The 21308-nt window shown below is 70.8% G+C and carries 23 protein-coding genes; 8 read left to right on the top strand and 15 right to left on the bottom strand.

All coding sequences use genetic code 11. The features are described from left to right. Window positions 1-665 precede the first annotated feature (665 nt). Genes ACFY2Z_RS37050 through ACFY2Z_RS37040 form a run of 3 tightly spaced genes read left to right on the top strand, consistent with a single transcriptional unit; the run spans window position 666 to window position 1728 of the window. Entirely contained in the window at window positions 666-1340 is a 675-nt protein-coding gene (locus ACFY2Z_RS37050; RefSeq protein WP_390748392.1) for a TetR/AcrR family transcriptional regulator, read from the top strand. Between the two features lie 20 nt (window positions 1341-1360). Further along, window positions 1361-1495 (top strand): hypothetical protein, encoded by a 135-nt coding sequence (locus ACFY2Z_RS37045; protein WP_390748391.1) that lies wholly within the window; start codon window positions 1361-1363, stop codon window positions 1493-1495. An 11-nt stretch (window positions 1496-1506) separates the two neighbouring features. Next, a complete protein-coding gene (locus ACFY2Z_RS37040) occupies window positions 1507-1728 on the top strand; it encodes a DUF664 domain-containing protein (RefSeq protein WP_390748390.1) in 222 nt (73 codons plus the stop codon). Here the strand turns inward: ACFY2Z_RS37040 and ACFY2Z_RS37035 are convergent. The 7 genes from ACFY2Z_RS37035 to ACFY2Z_RS37005 all read right to left on the bottom strand — a co-directional run bounded on the left by ACFY2Z_RS37035 (window position 1682) and on the right by ACFY2Z_RS37005 (window position 8235). Continuing rightward, window positions 1682-2686 (bottom strand): LLM class flavin-dependent oxidoreductase, encoded by a 1005-nt coding sequence (locus tag ACFY2Z_RS37035; RefSeq protein ID WP_390748389.1) that lies wholly within the window; start codon window positions 2684-2686, stop codon window positions 1682-1684. The genes ACFY2Z_RS37040 and ACFY2Z_RS37035 overlap by 47 nt on opposite strands. 320 nt (window positions 2687-3006) lie before the next feature. Beyond that, the gene (locus tag ACFY2Z_RS37030; protein ID WP_390748388.1) at window positions 3007-3375 is read right to left on the bottom strand and encodes an antibiotic biosynthesis monooxygenase family protein; all 369 of its coding nucleotides are present in this window, start codon (window positions 3373-3375) and stop codon (window positions 3007-3009) included. A 40-nt stretch (window positions 3376-3415) separates the two neighbouring features. Next, window positions 3416-4924, bottom strand: coding sequence for an FAD-binding oxidoreductase (locus ACFY2Z_RS37025; RefSeq protein ID WP_390748387.1), 1509 nt, complete (start codon window positions 4922-4924; stop codon window positions 3416-3418). Continuing rightward, the gene (locus tag ACFY2Z_RS37020) at window positions 4921-6090 is read right to left on the bottom strand and encodes an FAD-dependent monooxygenase (RefSeq protein WP_390748386.1); all 1170 of its coding nucleotides are present in this window, start codon (window positions 6088-6090) and stop codon (window positions 4921-4923) included. Before ACFY2Z_RS37020 ends, ACFY2Z_RS37025 begins: the two co-directional genes overlap by 4 nt. Before the next feature lies 1 nt (window position 6091). Then, complete coding sequence (locus tag ACFY2Z_RS37015; protein ID WP_390748385.1) at window positions 6092-6403, bottom strand: hypothetical protein; 312 nt, start codon at window positions 6401-6403, stop codon at window positions 6092-6094. Continuing rightward, entirely contained in the window at window positions 6400-6726 is a 327-nt protein-coding gene (locus ACFY2Z_RS37010) for a TcmI family type II polyketide cyclase (protein WP_390748384.1), read from the bottom strand. The genes ACFY2Z_RS37015 and ACFY2Z_RS37010 overlap by 4 nt, the downstream gene beginning before the upstream one ends. Before the next feature lie 24 nt (window positions 6727-6750). Beyond that, on the bottom strand, window positions 6751-8235 hold the full coding sequence (locus tag ACFY2Z_RS37005; RefSeq protein ID WP_390748383.1) for an FAD-dependent monooxygenase: 1485 nt from the start codon (window positions 8233-8235) through the stop codon (window positions 6751-6753). A gap of 526 nt (window positions 8236-8761) precedes the next feature. Between ACFY2Z_RS37005 and ACFY2Z_RS37000 the strand changes: the two genes are divergently transcribed. From ACFY2Z_RS37000 to ACFY2Z_RS36990, 3 genes are all read left to right on the top strand, one after another. Then, on the top strand, window positions 8762-9973 hold the full coding sequence (locus ACFY2Z_RS37000; RefSeq protein WP_390748382.1) for a cytochrome P450: 1212 nt from the start codon (window positions 8762-8764) through the stop codon (window positions 9971-9973). Between the two features lie 41 nt (window positions 9974-10014). After that, the gene (locus tag ACFY2Z_RS36995; RefSeq protein ID WP_390748381.1) at window positions 10015-10218 is read left to right on the top strand and encodes a ferredoxin; all 204 of its coding nucleotides are present in this window, start codon (window positions 10015-10017) and stop codon (window positions 10216-10218) included. Window positions 10219-11449: 1231 nt separating this feature from the next. Beyond that, window positions 11450-11800: an antibiotic biosynthesis monooxygenase family protein gene (locus ACFY2Z_RS36990; RefSeq protein WP_390748380.1), complete on the top strand. Its 351-nt coding sequence runs from the start codon at window positions 11450-11452 to the stop codon at window positions 11798-11800. A gap of 293 nt (window positions 11801-12093) precedes the next feature. Here ACFY2Z_RS36990 and ACFY2Z_RS36985 read toward each other — a convergent pair whose 3' ends face one another. Then, window positions 12094-12408 carry a hypothetical protein gene (locus tag ACFY2Z_RS36985; protein WP_390748379.1) on the bottom strand — a complete coding sequence of 105 codons (315 nt, stop codon included), beginning with the start codon at window positions 12406-12408 and terminating at the stop codon, window positions 12094-12096. A 241-nt stretch (window positions 12409-12649) separates the two neighbouring features. Between ACFY2Z_RS36985 and ACFY2Z_RS36980 the strand changes: the two genes are divergently transcribed. Continuing rightward, window positions 12650-13099 (top strand): nuclear transport factor 2 family protein, encoded by a 450-nt coding sequence (locus tag ACFY2Z_RS36980; protein WP_390748378.1) that lies wholly within the window; start codon window positions 12650-12652, stop codon window positions 13097-13099. Between the two features lie 112 nt (window positions 13100-13211). Here ACFY2Z_RS36980 and ACFY2Z_RS36975 read toward each other — a convergent pair whose 3' ends face one another. The 5 genes from ACFY2Z_RS36975 to ACFY2Z_RS36955 all read right to left on the bottom strand — a co-directional run bounded on the left by ACFY2Z_RS36975 (window position 13212) and on the right by ACFY2Z_RS36955 (window position 18281). Continuing rightward, window positions 13212-14489 (bottom strand): ketosynthase chain-length factor, encoded by a 1278-nt coding sequence (locus ACFY2Z_RS36975; RefSeq protein WP_390748377.1) that lies wholly within the window; start codon window positions 14487-14489, stop codon window positions 13212-13214. After that, window positions 14486-15766, bottom strand: a complete 1281-nt coding sequence (locus ACFY2Z_RS36970; protein WP_390748376.1) for a beta-ketoacyl-[acyl-carrier-protein] synthase family protein — start codon at window positions 15764-15766, stop codon at window positions 14486-14488. The genes ACFY2Z_RS36975 and ACFY2Z_RS36970 overlap by 4 nt, the downstream gene beginning before the upstream one ends. 457 nt (window positions 15767-16223) lie before the next feature. After that, window positions 16224-17159 (bottom strand): aromatase/cyclase, encoded by a 936-nt coding sequence (locus ACFY2Z_RS36965; RefSeq protein ID WP_390748375.1) that lies wholly within the window; start codon window positions 17157-17159, stop codon window positions 16224-16226. A gap of 27 nt (window positions 17160-17186) precedes the next feature. Further along, complete coding sequence (gene fabG, locus ACFY2Z_RS36960; RefSeq protein ID WP_390748374.1) at window positions 17187-17981, bottom strand: 3-oxoacyl-ACP reductase FabG; 795 nt, start codon at window positions 17979-17981, stop codon at window positions 17187-17189. A gap of 21 nt (window positions 17982-18002) precedes the next feature. Beyond that, the gene (locus ACFY2Z_RS36955) at window positions 18003-18281 is read right to left on the bottom strand and encodes an acyl carrier protein (RefSeq protein ID WP_390748373.1); all 279 of its coding nucleotides are present in this window, start codon (window positions 18279-18281) and stop codon (window positions 18003-18005) included. Between the two features lie 283 nt (window positions 18282-18564). On the opposite strand from ACFY2Z_RS36955, the gene ACFY2Z_RS36950 reads away from it, so the two are divergent. Further along, window positions 18565-19194, top strand: a complete 630-nt coding sequence (locus ACFY2Z_RS36950; RefSeq protein WP_390748372.1) for an NADH oxidase — start codon at window positions 18565-18567, stop codon at window positions 19192-19194. Between the two features lie 43 nt (window positions 19195-19237). Here ACFY2Z_RS36950 and ACFY2Z_RS36945 read toward each other — a convergent pair whose 3' ends face one another. Together ACFY2Z_RS36945 and ACFY2Z_RS36940 are read right to left on the bottom strand one after the other, a co-directional pair. Beyond that, window positions 19238-19846 carry a DNA-binding response regulator gene (locus ACFY2Z_RS36945; RefSeq protein ID WP_390748371.1) on the bottom strand — a complete coding sequence of 203 codons (609 nt, stop codon included), beginning with the start codon at window positions 19844-19846 and terminating at the stop codon, window positions 19238-19240. Window positions 19847-19948: 102 nt separating this feature from the next. Then, a complete protein-coding gene (locus ACFY2Z_RS36940) occupies window positions 19949-21109 on the bottom strand; it encodes a sensor histidine kinase (RefSeq protein ID WP_390748370.1) in 1161 nt (386 codons plus the stop codon). Window positions 21110-21308 lie beyond the last annotated feature (199 nt).

Below are 21308 nucleotides of genomic sequence, written 5' to 3'. Positions count from 1 at the left end.
CGACGACCGGCTCTTCCACGGTCCCGTGCTCGGTGATGGCCTCGCTCATCAGGCGTCTCCTTGATCATCGGATCCGCCGTTGATTAGACACTCCCGCGCAGGTGGAAGAAATTGGGCCCGGTGTGCTTGGCATTGGCGGTGTGGCAGGCGCAGCGGCCGGCATGGAGAAATTGTTCGAAGGCTCGCGCGGGTACGGGGACGTGGCGGCAAGCAGGTGTCGGACGGCTGGCTGGTGGTGGGGCCTGGTGCCGGGCCGTGTGGGGGAGGGGTGGGGCGGCCCGGCACCAGGGTGGGGACCCGTCCCCTGCCTCTCGTCGGGGGAACGCTCAGGCAAGGTTGTTGCCTCCGGGTGGAACGGCGGCGCTTGGGCTTCTTCCCGGAGTCCCGTACCCCGCCGTTGTCAGCGATGCACGTCTGGGTGGGGATGGGCCGTCGGACACGGATCCGGGGCTGCCTTGGCGTCGGCGCGATCGCCGGCCCTCTCTCCAGGAGCATCCACTCAGCACACGCGACGTCGTGTCGCACGTGTACGGAGAAGGTGTCTTCCTGCTGGGACGACAGAGACCTTCGGCGGGGCTCGTTTTCCGGACTCGGGGGGTGCTTTCGTGTTTCGGGTCAAGATCGGGACACTGCGGCGAGTGGAACGCGCAGGCTAATGTGAAGTTATGACTGAGCCGTTAGCGTCTTTCTCCGTGCCTGAGGACCGGGACGTCGTGGCGGGTTTTGTGGATCTTGCCTTGTTGTCGGCGGGTGAGGGGCCCCGGTTGCGTGCGGATGCGGCGCGCAACCGCGCCCGGTTGCTGGAGGTCGCCGTCCGGCTGGCGGCCGAGCGTGGCATCGCCAACGTGACCATGGAGGACGTCGCGTTGGGGGCGGGAGTCGGCAAGGGCACTGTCTTCCGGCGCTTCGGGGACCGTACGGGCCTGCTCGTGGAGCTGCTCAGCCACCACGAGAAGCAGCTTCAGGCCGCCTTCCTCTGCGGGCCGCCGCCGCTCGGGCCGGGCGTGTGCCCGGTGGAGCGGCTGTACGCGTTCGGCTCGGCCGTCATCCTCCATGAGCATGCCCACCGGGACTTCTACCTGGAGGCCCACATAGAACCGGGCCGCCGCCGCACCAGCCCGGCGTATCACCTGCGGCTCGCTCATGTCCGCCTGCTGCTGCGCGAGGCACGTGCGGACGGCGACAGCGAACTCACCGCCCATCTGCTGCTGGGCTGTCTGGAGACGGTGCTCGTCGACCATCTGCTCACCGTCCTGGGGATGTCCCTGGAGCGGGTGGAGGCGGGATGGTGTGATCTCGTCGATCGCTACACGGGCGGCAGGGGTCGGTGTACGGGCTGAAGCCGCCCGATGATGGGTCCATGACCTCTTCGGGCGCAAGAGCCGAGATGTTCGTCCCCGCCGAGCGGGACCCGCGTGGCCTCGGTCCCGCCACCGGCGACGAACGCACTTTGCTGGTCGTTTTCCTCGCCGCCGGCGCGCCACGCTGGAACTGAAGTGCGCGGGCGTGGGTGCACGGCTGGCGCAGCGGTCCGCCGCGCCGTCCACCCTCTCGCTGCTCGGGCTGCTGCGGCACCTCGCCGGTGTGGAGCGTCGCTGGTTGCGCCGGGTGCTGGCCGCGCAGGACGCCCCGCCCTTCCGGGGAGGGGCCTGGGGTGTTGTGGAGGTGGTGTTGGTGGTTGTCATGGTGTGGGTGGGTGGTTGGGGGTGGGTGGTTGTGGTGGGTTGAGCAGGGGTGGCAGTTCCTCGGTGATCAGTTGGATGTTCCGGGTGGTCAGGTCGTCGGGCATGCCGGCGATGCTTGCCCAGAAGATCAGGTGTTGCACTGGCAGTTCCTTGACTGTTTCCTTGATCTGGGTGGCGGCTTGTGCGGGGGTGAGGATCTTCAGTGCTCCCCAGGGGGTGTTGGAGGTGCGGTTGCGGAATTCGTCGGGGTGGATGATCGGTGGCCGGGGTTTGTCGGTGCCCTCGACGGACGACTGGCGGTAGCTGTTCATCTGGTGGGCGAGGCAGGGCGCGACGTGTGTCCAGGCTTTCTCCGGGTCGTCGGCGAGGATGATCGGTAGCAGGCCGGAGACTCGGGCGGTGGCCGGGTCGTGGCCGCCCTCGGTCAGTCCTTGGCGGTAGTGCGGGAACAGTTCGTGGGAGATGTGCAGCAGTCCGATGCCGAGCCGGCCGGCGATGCGTGCGCCGCGGGGTCCGTAGAAGCCGCCCCACAGCGGCACGGGGTTCTGGATCGGGCCCGGGGTGACGCCGTCTTCCTCCCAGAGTCGGCGGACTTCGCGGATGTGTTCCTCGGTGCGCCGGAAACGTCGTGTGAAGTCCGTGTTCATGAGGTCGTATTCGGGGACCCGGTAGCCGGCGCCCATGCCCAGCTCGAGGCGTCCGCCGCTGACGAGGTCGACGATCGCGGCCTCTTCGGCGAGTTGGGCGGGCTTGCGCAGTGCGGGGAGTACCACCGAGGTGCCGATCCGGGCGCGGCGGGTTCGGGCGGCGGCGGCGGCGGCGAAGGTCAGCGGCTGCGGCAGGTAGCCGTCCTCGAAGAGGTGGTGTTCGGTGAACCACAGTCCGCCCGCGCCTCGCCGGTCCGCTTCCTCGCAGAATTCCAGGCTCCGCGCATAGTGGTCGGCCCAGGGGCGTTTCCAGTCCTTGGGGTTGCGCAGGTCGAAGAGAAGTCCTACGTCCATGGTGAAGTCCTCGTTCCTGGAGTGGGTTTGACGGGCTGTGGCAGTTTTCTGGCGTACGGCGCCCCCCCCGGCCGGGGGGGAGGGGGTGGCGGGGATGTGCTTCTCTTGTGGGCCGGGAACGCTTCCTTGGTCTGGGTCGGCGCCGAATCGGACGGTGTAGATCCCTAGGTGGGCTCCGGGCGTCTCGGCTCCGGTGCGGCGTATTTCAGAGGCGGGCACGTCGGGCGTCCTTCTTGCCCCGCCGGTGAAGAGGGCGAGCCCGGCACCTGCGGCGGGAGGTGCCGGGCTCGCCGGGATTTGTGCGGTGCGAGATCCCCGGGTCAGGCTTCGCAGAGGCCCTCGACGGCGATTTTCTCGAAGATGTGGGCGTACGACACGATGTCGTCGGGGACCTGGGCGGACATGGCCTGGAACTGCGGGTTGCCGAGCGCCTTGGCGAGGGCTTCGGTCGACTCCCAGATCGCGACGTTCATGAACAGCTGGCTCCCGGCCGTGCCCTGGTGCATCTGCAGGGAGACGAATCCCGGCTGCGCCTTCATGAACTCGGCCTGCTTCTTCCAGTGGGCGAGGAACGACTGGGACTTGTCCGTCGGGACGATGAAGGTGTTGGCCAGGACGATGGGCCCGGTCTTCTTGCTGAACTGCGCGAACAACGGTGTGGTCGGGTCCAGGTTCTCCAGCTTGGCCATTTTCGGCTCTTCCTCTCGGTCTTGATTTGCTGACGCCCCGTCAGGCTGTTTTCGGTCCGCCTATGCCTTGCGCGAATCGGAAGAGGCCGTTCGGGTCGTAGCTGTTCTTGGTATTCACCAGCCGCGGATAGTTCTCGGCGTAATAGGAGGTCTTCCAATCTGCCAGTTCCGGGTCGATGAAGTTTTGGTAGGACTCGCCCGAGGAGAGCGGGTCGATGGCCGCGAAGCCCGCGTCGGTCCAGGCCTTCGCGGCGGTCCGGTGTTCGTCGGTGACCGGGCCGTGCGCCATGAAGCTGTGGACGTTCACGCAGAAGCGGCTGTCGCGGTGCACGAACGCCGTCGCGGTGCGGTCCAGGTCCCGGGCGGCGCCGTCGATGGGCAGCACCTGGAGCCCGTGCGTCTGGCCGCCGCAGACCCGCTCGTCGTCGAAGAGCGCCAGGATGCGCGCCCAGCCGTCCCGGGGCACGGCGTCACGGATCAGGCGGCTGCGCTCCAGCGCGAACGCGGTCCGGGGAAGCCGTCCCCGCGGGAAGGCACCCGATCGGTGGCATTCCTCGGTGGTCTTGCCCGCGCAGTCGAAGATCTGCGTCATCAGGTCGCGGTAGGGCAGCACCGAGGTCTGCCGGGAGGCCGGCTTGCCGGTCAGCGAGTCCAACCGGGCCAGCTCCGCGTCGAGTTCGGCCCGGGTTCCGGTGGAGACCGCGATGACCGCGGGGGTGGGGACATTGCCCGGTGCCGTGTCAGCGAGGGTGATCACCGCTGCCGAGCCGATCGTGCGGGGGCAGTTGGCCAGCCATCGGCAGTAGCCGTCGAGCATGTCGAGCGCCTGGTCGTAGGTGTAGCCGAGTTGCGCCGTGGCCACCTGCGACAGGGCGGTCGGCGTCAGCGTGTAGGAGGTGACGATGCCGAAGTTGCCGCCTGCGCCCCCGCGCAGCGCCCAGAACAGGTCCGGGTGCTCCTGCGCGCAGGCCGTGACGATCTGTCCGCTCGCCAGCACCACCGTCGCGGAGGTCAGTGCGTCGCAGGCCATACCGAGCGTCCGGGTGAGGAACCCCAGGCCGCCGCCCTGGACGAACCCGCCGGCGGCGACGGTCGGGCACGCGCCGCCGGTGAGGGCCAGACCCGAGCCGGCCAGCGTGTTCAGCACGTCGATGTTCTGTGCGCCGGGGCCCAGCGTCACCGAACCGCCGCCGATGCGCACCGAGTCCAGCCGGGACACGTCCACCACCAGGCCGGAGCCGGTGGAGTGTCCCGCGGCGCTGTGGCCGCCGCTGCGCACCGCCGGGGCCAGTGCGTACTGCTGCGCGAAGGCGAGGCACAGCGCCGCGTCCCGCGCATCTGCGCAGTAGGCGACGGCCTGCGGGGTGAGGGCGTCGAACTGCATCAGGTGCAGTTGCTTGGCGGTCGCGTACCGGGCATCGCAGGGGAGCACCAGGTCCCCGGTCAGGTGCTCGCCCGGTCGGCTCCAGGCGACAGTGCCCGGACCCGGGGCACGGGTGGCGGCGGTCCCCGCCGCGCCGGCCCCGGGCAGCGCCCGACGGGTGATCATGACGGGGCCTTCGTGGGCAGGCCCTTGATGCCGGCGTCCAGAGCGCCGAGTCGGCAGGCCAGCAGCTCGCGCACCGCCCGGTGGCCGATCAGTTCGCCGAACAAGGAGCGCACCGGCTCGATCTCCGGGCCGCCGAGCATGAGGAGGGCCTGGGTGTCGATGATCGCCATGGCGCGGTGGCCGGCCCGGTGCCGCTCCTGGTGGTAGGAGTCCAGCAGCCCGGCCGGCGCGGTGCCCGCGACCTCGGCGGCGAGCTTCCAGCCGAGGTCGAAGGCGTCCTGCAGGCCGAGGTTGATGGCCTGTCCGCCGACCGGCAGGTGGCGGTGGGCGGCATCCCCGGCCAGCAGCACCCGCCCCCGGCGGTAGTGCGCGGCCTGGCGGCTGACATCGCCGAAGGCGTTCACCCACACCGGGGTGCCGCCGCTGATGTCCTCCCCGGTCACCCGCGACCACGCCGCCGCGACCTCGTCGAAGCCGGGTGCGGCGGTACGCACCGCGGGCGTGCGCCCGTACTCGTGCACCATGACCCGGGTCAGTCCCTCCCGGGTCGCGGCGACCGCGAAGCCGCCGGGCAGCCGCTGGAAGCGGCGGTCGGGGATGTCCACCCCGCGGACGTCGCAGCGCAGCAGCTCGCGGCGGGCGTCTTGGCCGGGGAACTCGAAGCCGGCCAGGGCTGCCACGGTGCTCTCCTCGCCGTCGCAGCCGACCAGGTACCCGGCGGTCAGGCGCACGCGCCGCTGCCGGCCGGGCCCGTCCCGCACGACGGCGTCGACGGCCACGCCGTCCGCAGCCGGATGCAGTGCGCAGACTTCGTGCTCCCGGCGGATGTCCGCGCCGAGCTCGCGCGCCCGGTCGCCGAGCAGTGCCTCGACCCGCGCCTGCGGCACCTTCCACTGGCCCGCGAACGGGGAGGGCTGGCTGTCCAGGTCGAGGGGCAGGCCGGCGAAGTGCCCCCGGGGTTCGCGGGGCACGGTGCCCAGGGGCGCCAGCAGGCCGCGCTCGTCCAGGAGCTCCATGGTGCGGGCGTCCAGGGTGGTGGCCCTGGACTGGGTCGTCGGTGCGGCCAGCCGCTCCAGCACCGTCACCTCGGCCCCGCCGACGCGCAGTTCACCGGCGAGCGCCAGCCCGACGGGCCCGGCACCGACGACGATGACCCGACTGTCCATGTCAGCACCGGCCTTCGGTGTGGTCCTCGGCGTGCCTCAGGGGGGCGCGGCTGTGGCCGCTCAGGGCGTTCCTGACGTACGCCGCGCCGGCGCCCACGGCGCCGGCGGCGGTGACGCCCGTCCGGTACGGCTCCAGGCCGCTGTCGGCCGTCGCCTGCGCCGCCGCCGGGGACCGGGACGCGCTCGCATCGAAGAGGCTCCTCTCGCGCGTCGCGGTGCGGCCCTCGCCCCGCGGGCTTCTGAAGCCCTTGATGCCGATCCCGCCGGGCGTGATGCCCCCGATGCCGGTGATCACGACGCGCCGCTCGTTCACCGGGCGTTCCAGTGGTAGAAGCGCTGCGCCATCGCGTCAGCGGGCGACCGCCAGGTGGCCGGGTCGTAGGCGTCGATGAACGGCTTCAGATCGGCGCTGACGTTCACGAACAGCGGGTGGTTCCTGGCCTCCTCGATGGCCACGCCGCCCTCGTCGGAGTCGAAGTCCTGGAGGTGGAAGTAGAGGCCGCGATAGCTGAACAGCTGACGGCGGCGGGTGCCCATCAGGTCCGGCATCTCGGTGCTGTCGAACTTGCCGAAGATGCGGGAGACCTCGCCCTGCGACGCGGGGTCCATACGAGCAACGATCAAGGTGCTGTGCATCGGTCTCTCCTCATGTGACTGCGGTTACTGATGGGAGGTCGCCAAAGGACTCGTCCCGAACCAGCGGGCCAGCGCGTCGGGCAGCGACGCGCATCCGGGGTCCGTCCAGGCGACATAGCCGTCGGGGCGCAGCAGCACGGCGGCTGTCCCGGCCAGCGGGCACCCGTGCGGAAGGTGGTGCGGGGCCGCCGTCACCACCTCGACCCGGTCGGCCCAGGGTTCGGCGGCGCGGCGCAGCTGCGGATCGTCCGCCAGGTCCAGCAGCACGCCGCGGGCGGTGCGCAGATGCGCGATGGTGGTCGTCGCTCCGCACGGTCCGCGCAGGTCCCGCTTGGGGATGCGGGCACCGAGCAGCGGATGCGTGCCGGGGCCGACGTCGTAGCGGATGTCCAGCCCGCTGACCATCCCGGCCAGATGGCGGCGGACCTCGGCAAGCTCCATCAGGTCCGCGACCACCTCGCGCAGCGGCTCGGCCTGCGATCCGGTCAGGAAGAGCATGCCCTGGGCCAGCGTGTTGACCAGCAGTCGGGCGCCGACGGGGTGGCGTTCGGCGTGGTAGGAGTCGAGCAGGTCCGGCGGCGCGGACCCGCGTACCACCGCGGCGAGCTTCCAACCGAGGTTGACCGCGTCCTGCACGCCGACGCTCAGGCCCTGGCCGCCCACCGGGAGATGGGTGTGGGCGGCGTCGCCGGCCAGCAGTACCGAACCCCGCCGGTATTGGGTGACCTGGCGCGTCGCATCGCCGAAGGAGCTGATCCAGTGCGCGGTGCCGCCATGTATGTCCTCCCCCGTCAGGCGCTCCCAGGCGTCCGCCACCTCGGCGAACTCCGGGGGCCTGGTGCGCCGTCGGGGCCGGACGCCGTGCTCGACGACGATGATGCGGTCGACGCCGCCGCCGAGCGGGGTGGCCATCACCATGCCGGACGGCAGCCGTTCGCCGATCGGACGCGGCCTGAGCGCGCATCCGCCGATGTCGGCCACGAACATCTCGCGGGTCGAGGGGGTCCCGGGGAAGTCGAACCCGGCGGCAGCGCGCACAAAGCTGTGCCCGCCGTCGCAGCCGACCAGGTAGCGGCAGCGCAGCAGGCGCGGCCCGCCGGGGGTCTGGGCCTCGACTTGCACGCCGTCGCCGTCGTCGTGCAGGCCGACCACGCTCCAGCCGCGCCGGATGTCGGCGCCGAGCTCCGCCGCCCGATCGCCGAGCACCCGCTCGGTGGTGGCCTGCGGGATGCTCCGCGCCCCGAAGTGGGCATCCAGCAGGACGCTGTAGTCCAGCGGCAGTCCGCCGAAGTGCCCCGAGGCGCTGATCCCCAGGTCCCCGAAGCGGGGCAGCAGCCCGCGCTGGTCGAACAGCTCCACCGCCCGGGCGGTGAAGCCCAGGCTCCGCGACTCCTGCGAGGGCTTCTCCAGCCGGTCCAGGACGAGGGCCTCCACGCCGCCCAGGCGCAGTTCCGCGGCCAGCACGAGCCCCGCGGGGCCCGCGCCGACGATGATCACCGGAGCGTCCATGGGGCCTCCTTGACAGGCGGGAGATCGCGGCAGGCAGCCGCGGACAGAAAAGGGCGGTGGTGTGAACAGCGATGCGCGGCGGGGAAATCGCCGAAGGACCGGACCGCCCATGAGAGGAATTCGAAGGCATCAGGCGCAGCTGTTTCGCTGCGAATTACCGTGCCACCGCGCCTGTCACGATGTCAACTCCCCGTTTTTGTCCGGCAATTCTCCACCGCGCCTCTATTTCGCCTCAAGCGCGCCACAACCGCCGCCGGGCATCCTGGGGGTCCGAATTATGGAATGCGCGCAACTCCATTCATCGCCCGCCGCCATTCGAATACACGATGACACGAAGAGGGGTCCCCAGGTAACCGTGTTATCCGAAACGACCCGAGCAGATGCGCCACGCCGGGCCGGGCGGCCGAACCGGCGGCGGTTAGGTTCGGCGCGCATTGCGGGCGCTGAGGGGCCTGCCGACCGGTATCGCCGTCCCGTCCCCGCCGACTGACGACGAAGAACCCACCACCACACCACAGGAGGCCCGGTGACCCGTCCGACCCCCTTCCCTCAGGACCGCTCCTGCCCCTATGAACCGCCCGCCGGCTACCAGTCCCTGCGGCGGGAGGGCCCGCTGGCCCGCATCACGCTCTACGACGGCAGCACCGCCTGGGCGGTGACCGGCCACGCCGAGGCCCGCAGACTGCTCGGCGACCCGCGGTTGTCGGCCGACCGGCGCAGGCCCGGCTTCCCCATGACGAGCCATGTGCTGACGGCGCTGCGCCACTTGCCCCCCTTGCTGTTCAACGCGGACGAACCGGAGCACGGCCGGCAGCGCCGGATGCTGATCCCCGGATTCGGCGTGCCGCGCATCAGGGCGCTGCGGCCCCGGATCCAGCAGATCGTCGATCAGCTGCTGGACGCGATGGTCGAGCAGGGCCCGCCCGCCGAACTGGTCTCGGCGTTCGCGCTGCCCGTGCCGTCGATGGCGATCAGCCTGCTGCTCGGGGTGCCCTACGAGGACCACATCTCCTTCGAGGAGCTGTCGCGGCTGGTCATGCGCGGCTCCGGGCCGCAGGAGTCCGCGGCCGCACGGGCCAAGATGCTGGGATACCTGGAGGGGCTTCTCCTGGACAAGGAGCAGCATCAGCGTCAGGGGCCCGAACCCGGCCCGCACTGCGGGCTGTTGGACGAACTCGTGCGGGACCGGCTGCTTACCGGCCAGACCAATCGCGAGGAGATAGCCAGGCTGGCGTTCAACCTGCTGGTGGCCGGGCACGAGACCACCACCAACATGATCTCGCTCGGGACCCTGCTGCTGCTGAAGCGTCCGGACCAACTGGCCGCACTGCGCGCCGATCCGGGCCTGCTGCCGCAGACGGTCGATGAGCTGCTGCGCCATCTGTCGGTCGTGGACGAGCTGTTGCGGGTGGCCACCGAGGACATCCCCTGCGGCGCGCAGGTGATCCGGGCGGGCGAGGGCGTGGTCTTCAACACCTCGACGATCAACCGGGACGAAAGCCACTTCCCGGAGCCGGATGCGCTGCGCCTGGACCGGAGTGGGCAGCACCATCTGGCGTTCGGATTCGGGGTGCACCAGTGCCTGGGGCAGAACCTGGCGCGGCTGGAACTCGAAGTGGCGCTCGCAACCCTGTTCCGGCGGCTGCCGCGGCTGCGGTCGGCCGTCGATGCGGACGAGCTGCCGATCAAGCCGGGGAACACCATCCAGGGCCTGATCGAGTTTCCGGTCGTATGGTGACGGATCCCGGCGAAGAACAACGGTGAGGAGGGATGAGGCAGATGACGAGGATCGAGGTCGATCGCCAGGCGTGCATCGGCGCGGGGCTCTGCGCCTGGAACGCACCCGAGGTCTTCGAACAGGACGATCAGGGGCTGAGCCGGGTCCGGGCCGGCGCCGGATCCGGGCAGGGACCAAACGAGGGCGCCCTCGAGGAGGCCCGGTCGGCCTGCCCCGCCCAGGCCATCCGCCTCGCAGAGGACTGACCTGACGGCGGCCATGGCAAGCGGTTGTAATCCACTTCCCAGGTGGCGGTGACACGGCGTCACAGCCACCTGCAGGCACGGCCGTTCGTCTGACTGCCGCGTGTTCTCGACGTTCTCCGCGGCGTTCTCTCATCCGTCCTGCGTGGTGGCGCACGAGGTCACAGCGGGCGGCGGCCGGACAGCTCTCACGGCGCCGACGCAGACCTTGACTGTGTCGGGATCCTTGGGATGGCCGACGTCAACCGCCCGTGAACCGCCAGGATTTCGGCCAGGCGATCTCATGCTGGGCGAGGAAGGTCTGAAAGGCGGTCGGTGAGCGCGGTTCAGAGGGTTTTCCCGGCCGGTGACAGCCTGCCGAGGCGTTCGAAGTTCACGGCGATGGCCGTGAGCACGTGTCGCAGATGGGGCTTTCGGCTGTCCTCGGTAGCGGCAGCGGCGCATACCGTGTCCGTGGGCGAACTCCTTGACGGTGCCCTCCACCCCGCAGCGGCCCCGCGTAGCGGGCCTTCCACTCGGGCGTCTGCTGCTCGGTGCGGACACGAACGTGCAGGTCGCGGAGTTCTCGTGGGAAAGCCCACGTTGCGGGTGCTCTCGCGGGAGCGGGTGCACCGCCAGGCGGTCCGGACACGGTTGGCACTGGCTCTTGTTGACTGCCCCCCCGGCGCGAGCCGTGCCGGCCTCCGTCCTGGTCGGGGTCAGACGCCCTGCGCCGTCGTGCCCGAGGGCGCAGGGTTCTTTGAGAACCTCAACCGGGCCGCGTGCACGGCGGGCGGGCTTGTCGCAGCGGGCCACCTGGGTGAACGCAAGCACAGCACCTGCGCACACGGAATTTCACCTCCGCCCGTGCCGGCCGCGAGCCGCGCCCCTCAGGGTCCGGTGTCATCCCCAGGTATGGCACCGCTTCGCGCGCTCCGACCGAAGTCGCCCAACGCAAGCACAGCACCTGCGCACACGGAATTTCACCTCCGCCCGTGCCGGCCGCGAGCCCGCGCCCCTCAGGGTCCGGTGTCATCCCCAGGTATGGCACCGCTTCGCGCGCTCCGACCGAAGTCGCCCATCGGAACGGGAACTGCGGCTGACTTCACGGCCCGCTCACGCCGGGACGATGGAACGGTCCGCAACAAGCGGTACCCGTACGGACAAGCGAGCGTCGTGAGTGTCGCCGGATCCCAAACGGCGGTGGCCGGCCTCGGTGCCGTGGAACAGCCGACAGCGAGAGGACGTACCGAAGATGGCCAAGCTGCAGAGCCTGGACCCGATGACGCCGATGTTCGCGCAGTTCAAGGAGAAGACCGGGCCCGTCGTCCTGGCCAACACCTTCTTCGTTCCGAAGGAGCGGACTGAAGCGTTCCTGCCCCTCTTTCGGAGGCAGGCGCAGTTCATGAAGGCTCAGCCGGGATTCGTCTCCCTGCAGATGCACAAGGGAACGGCGGACAGTCAGCTTCTGATGAACGTCGCGGTCTGGGAGTCGACCGAGGCTCTCGCCACGGCGTTCGGCAGCCCGGAGTTCCAGCGCATGGCGGCCGACTTCCCCGACGACATCGTGTCGTACCCGCACATCTTCGAGCAGGTCGACGTATGACACAGCAACTGTAGAGGCGTGAGCGTGCTCGGCAGCGGCTGCGCCCTGCACGGCACCGTCCCCTTCCAGGGTCGACGGGTTCCTCGCCCCCGGCTGTCGTCCACCGGGCAGTTCGCGTCCGCCGAGTTCGAGGTGGAGGCCGAGATCTCGCCCGCGACGGCGGCGTCCGCCCGCTGCCGTGAGGGGCGAGCCGATGGGGGAGATGCCCTGGGGGCGGGGCCGCACCCCGAGAAGGTGTTCCGCGTCCGTGGATCTGAACGAGTACCTGCCCGCCGACGAGCCCTCGGTCGACGTCACCCGCTCACGCCTGGGACCACCCGTCCACCAAGGACTCCTCGAACAACCAGGACGCGGAACATCGCAGTCGGGGCCGTCGGGGAGGTGGCGCCGTCGGGGAGGTGGCGCTGCACCGTCGCGCGCAGGGCATGAGCCCGGTGCTCGCCGGCCGCGGTGTCCGCAAGGACCCTGGCGTCGCCGCCGACCACCAGGCCGGCGTGGTCGAGGCAACAGCCGCCCGGCGGCCGGACGCAGGCGTACACCCGGTCGGTGATCTCCGCCATGACGGGCGGCGCAAGGTGGGGGGCCTCGGGCGAGAGGGCTGTGGTCATGGTTTCCTCCCAGAGAGGTGAGTGTTCCCACAGCGTGGAGCAGACGAGATCGGCAAGGATCCGGCTCTGTCGTGGGAACGCCCTGGTGCCCAGGCTGTCGGCGGCGGCTTGAGACGGAGCCGGCCGTGCGCCCCGGGTGGTCGATCGGTTGTTGAGGGGCGCACGAGGGACCGCCTGGAAGGTGGGGAGCGGACCCGGGCCCCGGGCCCGGACCGACGCCAGGAAGCGATGAGGAGTCCCGATGAGCGTGCAGGAGACCCCCCTGCGGGGACAGCAGTCCTCGGTGGAGCTGTACCAGCAGGTCCAGCAGTTCTACGCGCGGCAGATGCAACTGCTGGACAACGGCGAGGTGGACGCGTGGATGCACACCTTCACCGAGGACGGCGTCCTCGCGGCGAACGCCCAGCCCGAGCCGACGGTCGGCCGCGAGGCGATCGGGGCGGCCGCCCGCAAGGCGACCGGCCACTTCGCCGCGCAGGGCATCCAGCGCCGCCACTGGCTGGGCATGGTGTCGGTGACCGGACAGGAGGGCACGACGGTGACCGTACGCTCCTACGTCCTGCTCATCGAGACCCCGCGCGGCGGTCAGGCGACGATCCTGTGCAGTGCCACGTGCGAGGACGTCCTGGAACTCGGCCCGGACGGGCCGGCGGTGCGGCGGCGTGACGTCAGCCGCGACGACCTGGTGTGAGGGCACGGGACACCACCTGACACAACACTGAGAGGGTGGGCACGCCGGAGGGCCTGTGCGGGCGTCGCCCGCACAGGCCCTCCGGCGTGCCGGGGCCGCGCCCCGGCGCGGCTCACAGAGCCGTCACCACGGTGGCCGCGTTGAAGCCGCCCTGTCCCCGGGCCAGCACCAGCGCGGTGCGCAGCGGCAATGCGCGGGGGGCGCCCGTGACGAGGTCCAGGGCGAGGTGCTCCGGCAGGCCGTCGCCGGTGATGTGCGCCGAGGGCGGGACCACGCCGTCGCGCAGCGCCAGCAGGGCGGCGGCCAGATCCAGTGAACCGCCGCCCGCGGCGAGTCGGCCCGTCATGGTCTTGGGCACGGAGACGGGCACGCCGCGCGGTCCGAACAGCGCGCAGATCGCCTCGGCTTCGGCCCGGTCGAGTTCCGGCACCCCGGCGGCGTCCGCGAACACCACGTCGACCGCGTCCGCGGTCAGGCCCGCGTCGGCGAGGGCGCCTTGCGCGGCTCGCCGGAGGCCCGGTTCGCCCCCGCTGCCGGGCCGCGGGTCGAAGGTGGCCGCGTACCCCGCGAGCGCCCCGTAGGGCCGGGCGCCGCGGTCCCGGGCGGTGGCCGCGTCCTCCAGGACGAGGATCGCACCGCCCTCACCGGCCACCTGACCGCTGGCGGCCGCGTCGAAGGGCACGAACGCGCGGGCGGCGTCGGAGACGGTGCTCATGTGGCCGCCGGCGAGCAGCGCGGCCCAGCCCCAGGGGCAGATCGCCCCGTCCACCCCGCCGGTGACGATGCGCCGGCTGCCCTTGCGTAGCTGCCGGCGGGCCTGGGCGACCGCGTCGAGCCCCCCGGCCTGTTCGCTGACGATGACGCCGCTGGGCCCGCGCAGGCCGTGCCTGATGGAGATCTGGCCGGTGTTGACGGCGTAGAACCAGGCGAAGGACTGGTAGGCGCTGACGTGGCGGCTGCCCTTGCCCCACAGGGCCTGCAGCTCTCGCTGGCCGAACTCGAACCCGCCCGCGGACGCGGCGGTCACCACTCCGGATGCGAACTCCGGCTCGCTCTGCGGGTCGAGACCGCTGTCGGCGATCGCCTCGTCCGCGGCGGTGAGCGCGAGCCGTGTCATGTGGTCGGTCTGCGGCAGCAGCCGGCCGGGGATGTGCTCGGCCGCCTCGAAGCCGGGGACCTCTCCGGCGAGCTGTGCCGGATACCCACGGGCGTCGAACCGGGACACCGGCCCGATGCCGCTCTGTGCGGCCAGGGTGGCCTGCCACCAGCGGTCGCGGCCGAGGCCGTTGGGCGCGGCGACGCCCACCCCGGTGAACACCGGGTGGGCGTCGCCTGCGGAGGGCTGCGGGGCAGTCGTCCCTCTGGCTTGGGTGCTCGTCGGCGTGCTCATCGGACACTGCCTTTCCGTGTGCCGTCGGGCCTGGTCAGCACCATCGCGCTCTGGAAGCCGCCGAAGCCGCTCCCGACGGTCAGGACCCGTTCGGTGTTCAGTTCGCGTGCCGTCAGCGGCGTGTAGTCCAGGTCGCATTCGGGGTCGGGTTCGTGCAGGTTGGCCGTGGGCGGGATCACCCCGTGCTCGATGGCGAGCGTGCTCGCGGCTATCTCCAGCGCGCCGATGGCCCCCAGCGAGTGGCCGATCATCGACTTGATGGAGCTGACCGGGGTCTCGTAGGCGTGCGCGCCGAGGCTCTTCTTGAACGCGGCGGTCTCGTGGCGGTCGTTCTGCTTGGTTCCCGAACCGTGCGCGTTGACGTAGTCGATGGCCGTCGGATCGAGGCGGGCCTGGTCCAGGGCGACCCGGATGGCCTCCGCCATCTCCTTGCCGTCCGGCCGCAGGCCCGTCATGTGGTACGCGTTGCAGCGCGAGGCGAAGCCGGAGATCTCGGCGTACAGACGGGCGTCGCGGGCCCTGGCCCGGCCCAGTTCCTCCAGGACGAACACGGCGGCACCCTCGCCGAGCACGAAGCCGTTGCGGGAGGCGTCGAAGGGGCGCGAGGCGTGCTCGGGGTCGTCGTTGCGCGGCGACGTCGCCTTGATGGCGTCGAAGCAGGCCACGGTGATGGGGGAGACGGGGGCCTCGGTGGCTCCGGCCACCATGATGTCGGCCGAGCCCTCACGGATCAGCTCGGCGGCATGCCCGACGGAGTCCAGGCCCGAGGTGCAGCCGGTGGAGACCACGGCGGCCGGGCCCTGGGCGCCCACAGCCCAGGCCACCTCGGAGGCGAACGAGCTCGGCACGAAGTGACCGAAGAGGTGCCTGCTCGTGTACTGGTGGTCGACCAGCCACTTACGGCCGCCGTCGCTGACCACGTTGTACTCGGTGTCCAGGGACGTCGTGGCACCCACCGCACTGCCGACGGTGACGCCGACGCGGTGCGGGTCGAGCCCCGCGAAGTCCAGGCCGCTGTCGGCCATGGCCTCCCGGGCGCACACGACCGCGAACTGCGCCGCGCGGTCCATCCGGCTCGTCTCCTGGGGCGACAGGCCCGCCTGCTCCGGGTCGAAATCGGCCTCCGCGGCGATCCGCGAGCGGAACTGGGACGTGTCGAAGCGGGTGATCGACCGGGTGGCCGTGCGGCCGGACGTCAGCAGTGACCAGAACTCCTTCAGCCCGATGCCGCCCGGCGCGATCACCCCGATCCCGGTGATGACTACGCGTCGTTCCATGTGACTCCTCCGTTTGCCGGGATGGGCGTGCGGGCGCGGAGTCCTGGGTGTGCCCCGGCGGATCCCGCAAGCAACTCGACGGTGCACCGGGGGACTCAAACCGTGCTGGAGGGCCGACCCAGCCGGGGCTCGTCGTCACCGGCACGGGGTTGCGCCGCTCCCCGGACGAGGGCGGCGTCGTGGCCTGCCCGTCACACCGAACGGCAGGGCGAGGCGGCCGCAGCCGGCGTCTCCTTAGAGCTCCGGACAAAATGGGCGCCCGGCTCGCGGCGTCTGCCACGCACGCTCGCGGCGTTGCCGAAACGCCCTGGCAGCTGCGCCACAAGGACCTTCCGGTGCCTTGCGATCGCACGCACCAGACGCCGCGAGCTGATCGGACTCCCATTTCGTCCGGAGCTCTGAGGGCGCACGGCGACGGCCCGCGCCGCCTCGGGCGGGCGGGCCGGGAGCGTGGCCGTCAGCGCCCGGCCTCCGCGTAGGCCTTGGCTTGGCCCAGCGTGGCGAGGCTGTTGGTGCTGAGCGCCGCGTGCACGTAGGAGCGTGCGCTGGCGACGGTGGCCTCGGGGCCGAGGATGCGCTCGATGTTGGCCGTGTTGAGGGTCACGGTGTGCTGCGAGGCGGCCCGCACCCCCTCCGGTGTTTCGGTGAACGTCCAGATGCCGGTGTGCACGGTCATCAGCGCGGGCAGGGTTACCTGCTTGTAGGCGATCTTGCCCGGCGGGAAGGTCACCCGGTACGACTTGGTGGTGTGCGTCGAGCCGTCCTTGGCCCTGGTGTCCATCTCCAGGGTCTGCAGGCCCGGCGTGTCCTCGGTGAGCCGGACGCTCGCCACGTGCGGCAGCCGCTCGCTCCACAGGTGCGCCTCGTTGACGAAGTCGTAGACGTCCTTGGCGGCGCCCTGGACGAGTACGGCGTCCTCGAAGGAGAACGTCACGTCCTCGGTCGAGTAGGCCAGTTCCACGTTCTCCTTGAGGGCGGCCAGTTCGGAGCGGGAGTTGCGGTCGACCGCCTCGTCGATCCACCGCAGGCCGGCCGGGTCGTCGTCGATCGCCCGGTAGTCGTGCAGCAGTTGGACGCGGGCCCGGGTTTCGGACAGTGCTTCGATGATCCAGGTGCCTCCCATGGCGGCGACCGGAGGCGCGGTGACCTCCTGGCGGAAGGTGATGCGGCGCGCCCCGGGGTCCAGGGTGCGGTGCGAGGTCCAGTTCCTGGCCTCGCCGTTGGCGGTGGCCCAGATCCGGATCCGCTCCTCGCGCCCGCCGCGTTCGACGTGGTCGACGTGGATGGTGGGCGGGAAGATCCGGGGCCAGTTCTCCACCTCGGCGAGCAGCCGGTAGACCACATCGGCCGGCGCCGAGACCGTGATCTCGTGCGCCACTTCACGGATGGTCATCGTCGTCTCTCCTGTCGGGGGTGCGGGTCAGAAGTTGCCGAGGCCGCCGCAGACGTTGAGGGCCTGCGCGGTGATGGAGGCGGCGGTGTCGGAGGCGAGATAGCCGACGAGACCCGCGACCTCCTCGGGGGTGGAGTAGCGGCCGAGCGGGATCTTCGCCTGGAACTTCTCCAGGATCTTGTCCTCGGTGGTGTCGTACGCCGCCGCGTATCCGGCCCGTACCCGCTGGGCCATCGGGGTCTCGACATAGCCGGGGCAGACCGCGTTCACGGTGATGCCGGTCGGCGCCAGCTCGTTGCCGAGCGCCTTGGTGAAACCGACCACGCCGTGCTTGGAGGCGGAGTACGGGGCGCCGAGCACCACGCCTTGCTTGCCCGCGGTGGACGCGATGTTGATGATCCGTCCGCGCGGCCTGTCCCGCATGCCGCCGGCGTTCAGCACCGCACGGGTCATCCGGAAGACGCTGTTCAGGTTGGTGTCGATCACGTCCTCCCACAGCTCGTCGGTCAGGTCGGCGGTGACGCCGCCGCCGGACCGGCCCGCGTTGTTGACCAGGACGTCGACGGTGCCGAACCGGTCGACGGCCGCCTGCACGAATGCTGTCACGCTGTCCGCGGACCGCACGTCGAGCGTCGAGCCGTCCACGTCCAGGCCCTGCTGCTGGAGCTCCTTGACCGTCGCGGCCACGTTCCCGGCGTCGCGCGCACCGATGTACACCCGGTGCCCCTGGCTCGCCAGCAGCCGCGCGACGGCACGTCCGATGCCGCTCGTCGCGCCTGTGACCAGCGCGGTCCGGCTCTCCTGCGTCGTGTGCTGGGTCATGCTCGCCTCCTGGGGCGTCCGTCAGCGGGTGGCGGCCACGGTCTGCTCGCCGAGGTACCGGTTCACGGCCTCGACCAGCAGGCGCGGGGTGACCGCCTCGGCGAGCGTGTGGTCGGCGAGCGCGACGCCGTACTCGCGCTCGATGCGGCCGCAGGTCTCCAGCAGCGCGAGCGACTCGTAGCCGAGCAACTGGAACTCGGTGTCGGAGAAGTCGCCGCCGGCGACGTCCTCCTCCTCGGTGCCTGCCGCGGCGTACAGGATGCGTTTGAGGTCGTCCTCGGTGAACTGGAGCCTTGGCATGGGTCCCCCTCCTGGCGGGTTGTTCGGCACCGTCCTTGACGGTTTTTCGTCACGGGTGCCCGGACGCTGACCATTGGGCCAGAGCGGCCTCAAGAAGGACTGGATCGCGCGAGCCGGAGCACATCTCGGGCGCTGCGGTGAAGACCGTGATTTCTTCATGCTTTCGGTGTGATCTGTTCGCTGCCGGGACCGCCGTACGCGGTTTCATACTCAAGGACGCGAGCGGACCAGTGGGCGGAGCCGCACCTCCGCCGGTCCCGCCGCTTCGAGGAGGTAGTTGACCGTGACTCCCCACGCGGAAGACGCCCCCCTGCGCATCCACCACCTGTGGTCTCTGCGCGAGGACACGGTGGTCGGCTGGGACGATGAAGGACGGACGCTGTTGCTCAGCGGTCCGCAGGGCACGGAGCGGGTCGAGGACCCCGGTCCCGCGGTGGCCGAGGCGCTGCGCCGGATGGAACTCGGTCCCGTGCTGCTCGCCAACCTGCCGCCGCCCGAGGGCCGGACGGTCCCCGAGCACGAGACCTTTACGGTGGTCCTGTCGGTGCTCCGCGGAATCGCCCACGTGGTCATCAGGACGCTGTCCCTGGACGATCTCAGGGGGCCGGTGCTGTCCGTGGTGCCGGTGGGCCCGAGCGCCCGCTTCGCCACCGTCCGGCTGCCGGCGTGGCGCAGGGTGCGGCTGCGGCCCACCGTGACGATCACCGTGCGAGGGGACACCTTCCTGGTGCAGTGCCACACCCTGGGTCACCGGGTGGAGATCCACCGCCCGGAGGCGATGTGGGTGGTGTCGCTGCTGGCCTGGCCCATGACGCCTCAGGCGATGGTCGACGTGCTTCCGCTGCCCGCCGAGCTGACCCTGGAGATCCTCGGCTATCTGGCGGGGGCCGGGCTGACCGTGGCCGCGGCCTGACGGTAGCGCCGCGGGGCGTGCGGCCAGGAGGCGGCGGGGCCGCTCACAGCAGCCAGCCCGAGTCGCGGGCGATGCGGATCGCGTCGACCCGGTTACGCGCGTTGAGCTTGGTCACGGTGGTGGTGAGGTAGTTGCGTACCGTGCCCACGGAGAGCCGGAGGTGTGCGGCGATCTCTTGCGGTTCCGTGCCCTGCGCGGCCAGTTGCAGCACCTCGGTCTCGCGGGTGGTCAGCGGGCTCTCCGTGCCGCCCCAGGCGGCCAGGGCCAGTTGAGGGTCGACCACCCGCTGGCCGGCGGCGACGCGGCGCACGGCCTGGGCGAGTTCGCCGGGCGGGGCGTCCTTGAGGAGGAATCCCGCGACGTGCGCGGACATCGCCCGGCGCAGGGTGCCGGGGCGGCCCAGGCTGGTGAGGATCAGGGCCCGGCACTCGGGGAGACGCTCGTGCAGGAGTTCGGCCGCACTGAGGCCGTCGAGGCCGGGCAGGTCGATGTCGATGATGGCCACGTCCGGCCGGTGTTCGCGCGCCGCGCCCAGGATCTCGTCGCCGCGTTCGAGCTCGGAGACCACCTTCAAGTCGTCCTCCAGATCGAGCAGAGCCACCAGCGCGCCGCGGACCATGTGCATGTCCTCGGCCAGCAGAATCCGTATCATCGTCGCTTTTCCCCGTTCCCCCGCGGACTGCATTCGCTGATGCCACCCAAGCGCATCCGCCGTCGCTTTTCCGTCAATCCGCCAAGATCGAGCCAAGGTTGCTCACGCGATATTGCCGGCCCGGCCATATGCATCCTTGTCGGCTGTGCTCTGACCCGGACACGGCTCGCCGGGCCTCGCCGCCTGGAGCGGTGCCTCGGCGGTGATCCGGAAGATGTCCGTGCCGGAACCGTCGAGCAGGCGCCGGACGATCAGCCGTCCTCCGATGTCCTCCAGCCGCCGCTGGAGGTTGCCCAGGCCGCTGCCGCTGTGCGGCGAGGAGACCTGGTGACCGGTCACCAGACCGTCGTTGACGATCGTGAGGCGGACGAGGCCGTCCTCGACCCGCGCGGAGATCCGGCAGTACGAGGCCTTGGAGTGCCGCAGCAGGTTTGTGACGCCCTCCCGCAGCACCGTGGCCAGCACGGTGGACGTCGCCGGTCCCAGCCGCCCGATGGCGTCATGGGTCTCGACTGTGACCGAGACCCCGGCGGCGGCCAGCACCGACTCGGCGGAGGGGAGTTCGGAGTTGAGGTACATCTCCCGGTAGCCGCGGGCGACCCGGCGCACATCGGCCAGCGCCTGGCGGGAGATGACGAGTACCTCGTCGACCTCCTCGCGGGCCCTGAGGGGGCTGGCCGGGATGAGGCGGTGGATCAGCTCGTTCTTGAGGGTGATCGCGGAGAGGCTGTACCCGAGCAGGTCGTGCAGATCCCGGGAGAACCTCAACTGCTCGTTGCTGACGGCGAGTCGGGCGAGGTCGGTGCGGGCCCGGTGCAACTGCTCGACCAGGCCGGTCAGCCGGCTCAGGCCGTACACCACGAGACCGGTGAGCGCGGTGGTCTGGCACATGTACACCATGTCGACGACCCCCAGGTCGTGCAGAACACCGGGGACGAGCAGGCTGAGCGTCGTCAGTCCGTACAGCGTCCAGCCCGCCCTGGCCGGCAGGAGCAGCAGCAGGGATCCGGCGAAGAAGCCCGCCATCGCACCCCAGGGCACCCCGAACCAGATCAGCGGCAGGTACGAGAGGACACCCTGCGCGGCCAGGGTGAGCAGCTTGGTGCGCGGCCGTGCCGCGGAGGCGCCGGGTGCCGAGTGCACGAGCTGCAGCAGGAACACCAGCATCAGGCAGACGACGGCGAGGGCCAGGTTGGAGGGACCGAGCGGCTGGGACAGGATGTTGAGGAAGGTGATGACCAAATAACATGCGAGCGCGGCCAACAGAATGCCCCGGGCGGTTCTTGTGAACGTCTGACCGGAATGCGCTGCACGTCCGTTCGGATCCGTACCGTTCATCGCTCGTCCGAGCCCCCCGCCCGTCTCTCAACTCCAGTTCAAGTTGAAACCGGCGTCATTTTAGGCAGAGTACGGTCAACGGCTGGCACATTTCGTCTACCCGGCCCTCGTCCAACTGTCCGAA

The organism is Streptomyces sp. NPDC001222, from assembly GCF_042896945.1.
Lineage (GTDB): Bacteria > Actinomycetota > Actinomycetes > Streptomycetales > Streptomycetaceae > Streptomyces > Streptomyces gibsoniae.
Note: the sequence above shows the minus strand (reverse complement) of the source record. Positions and strands in the feature narration are given on the sequence as shown.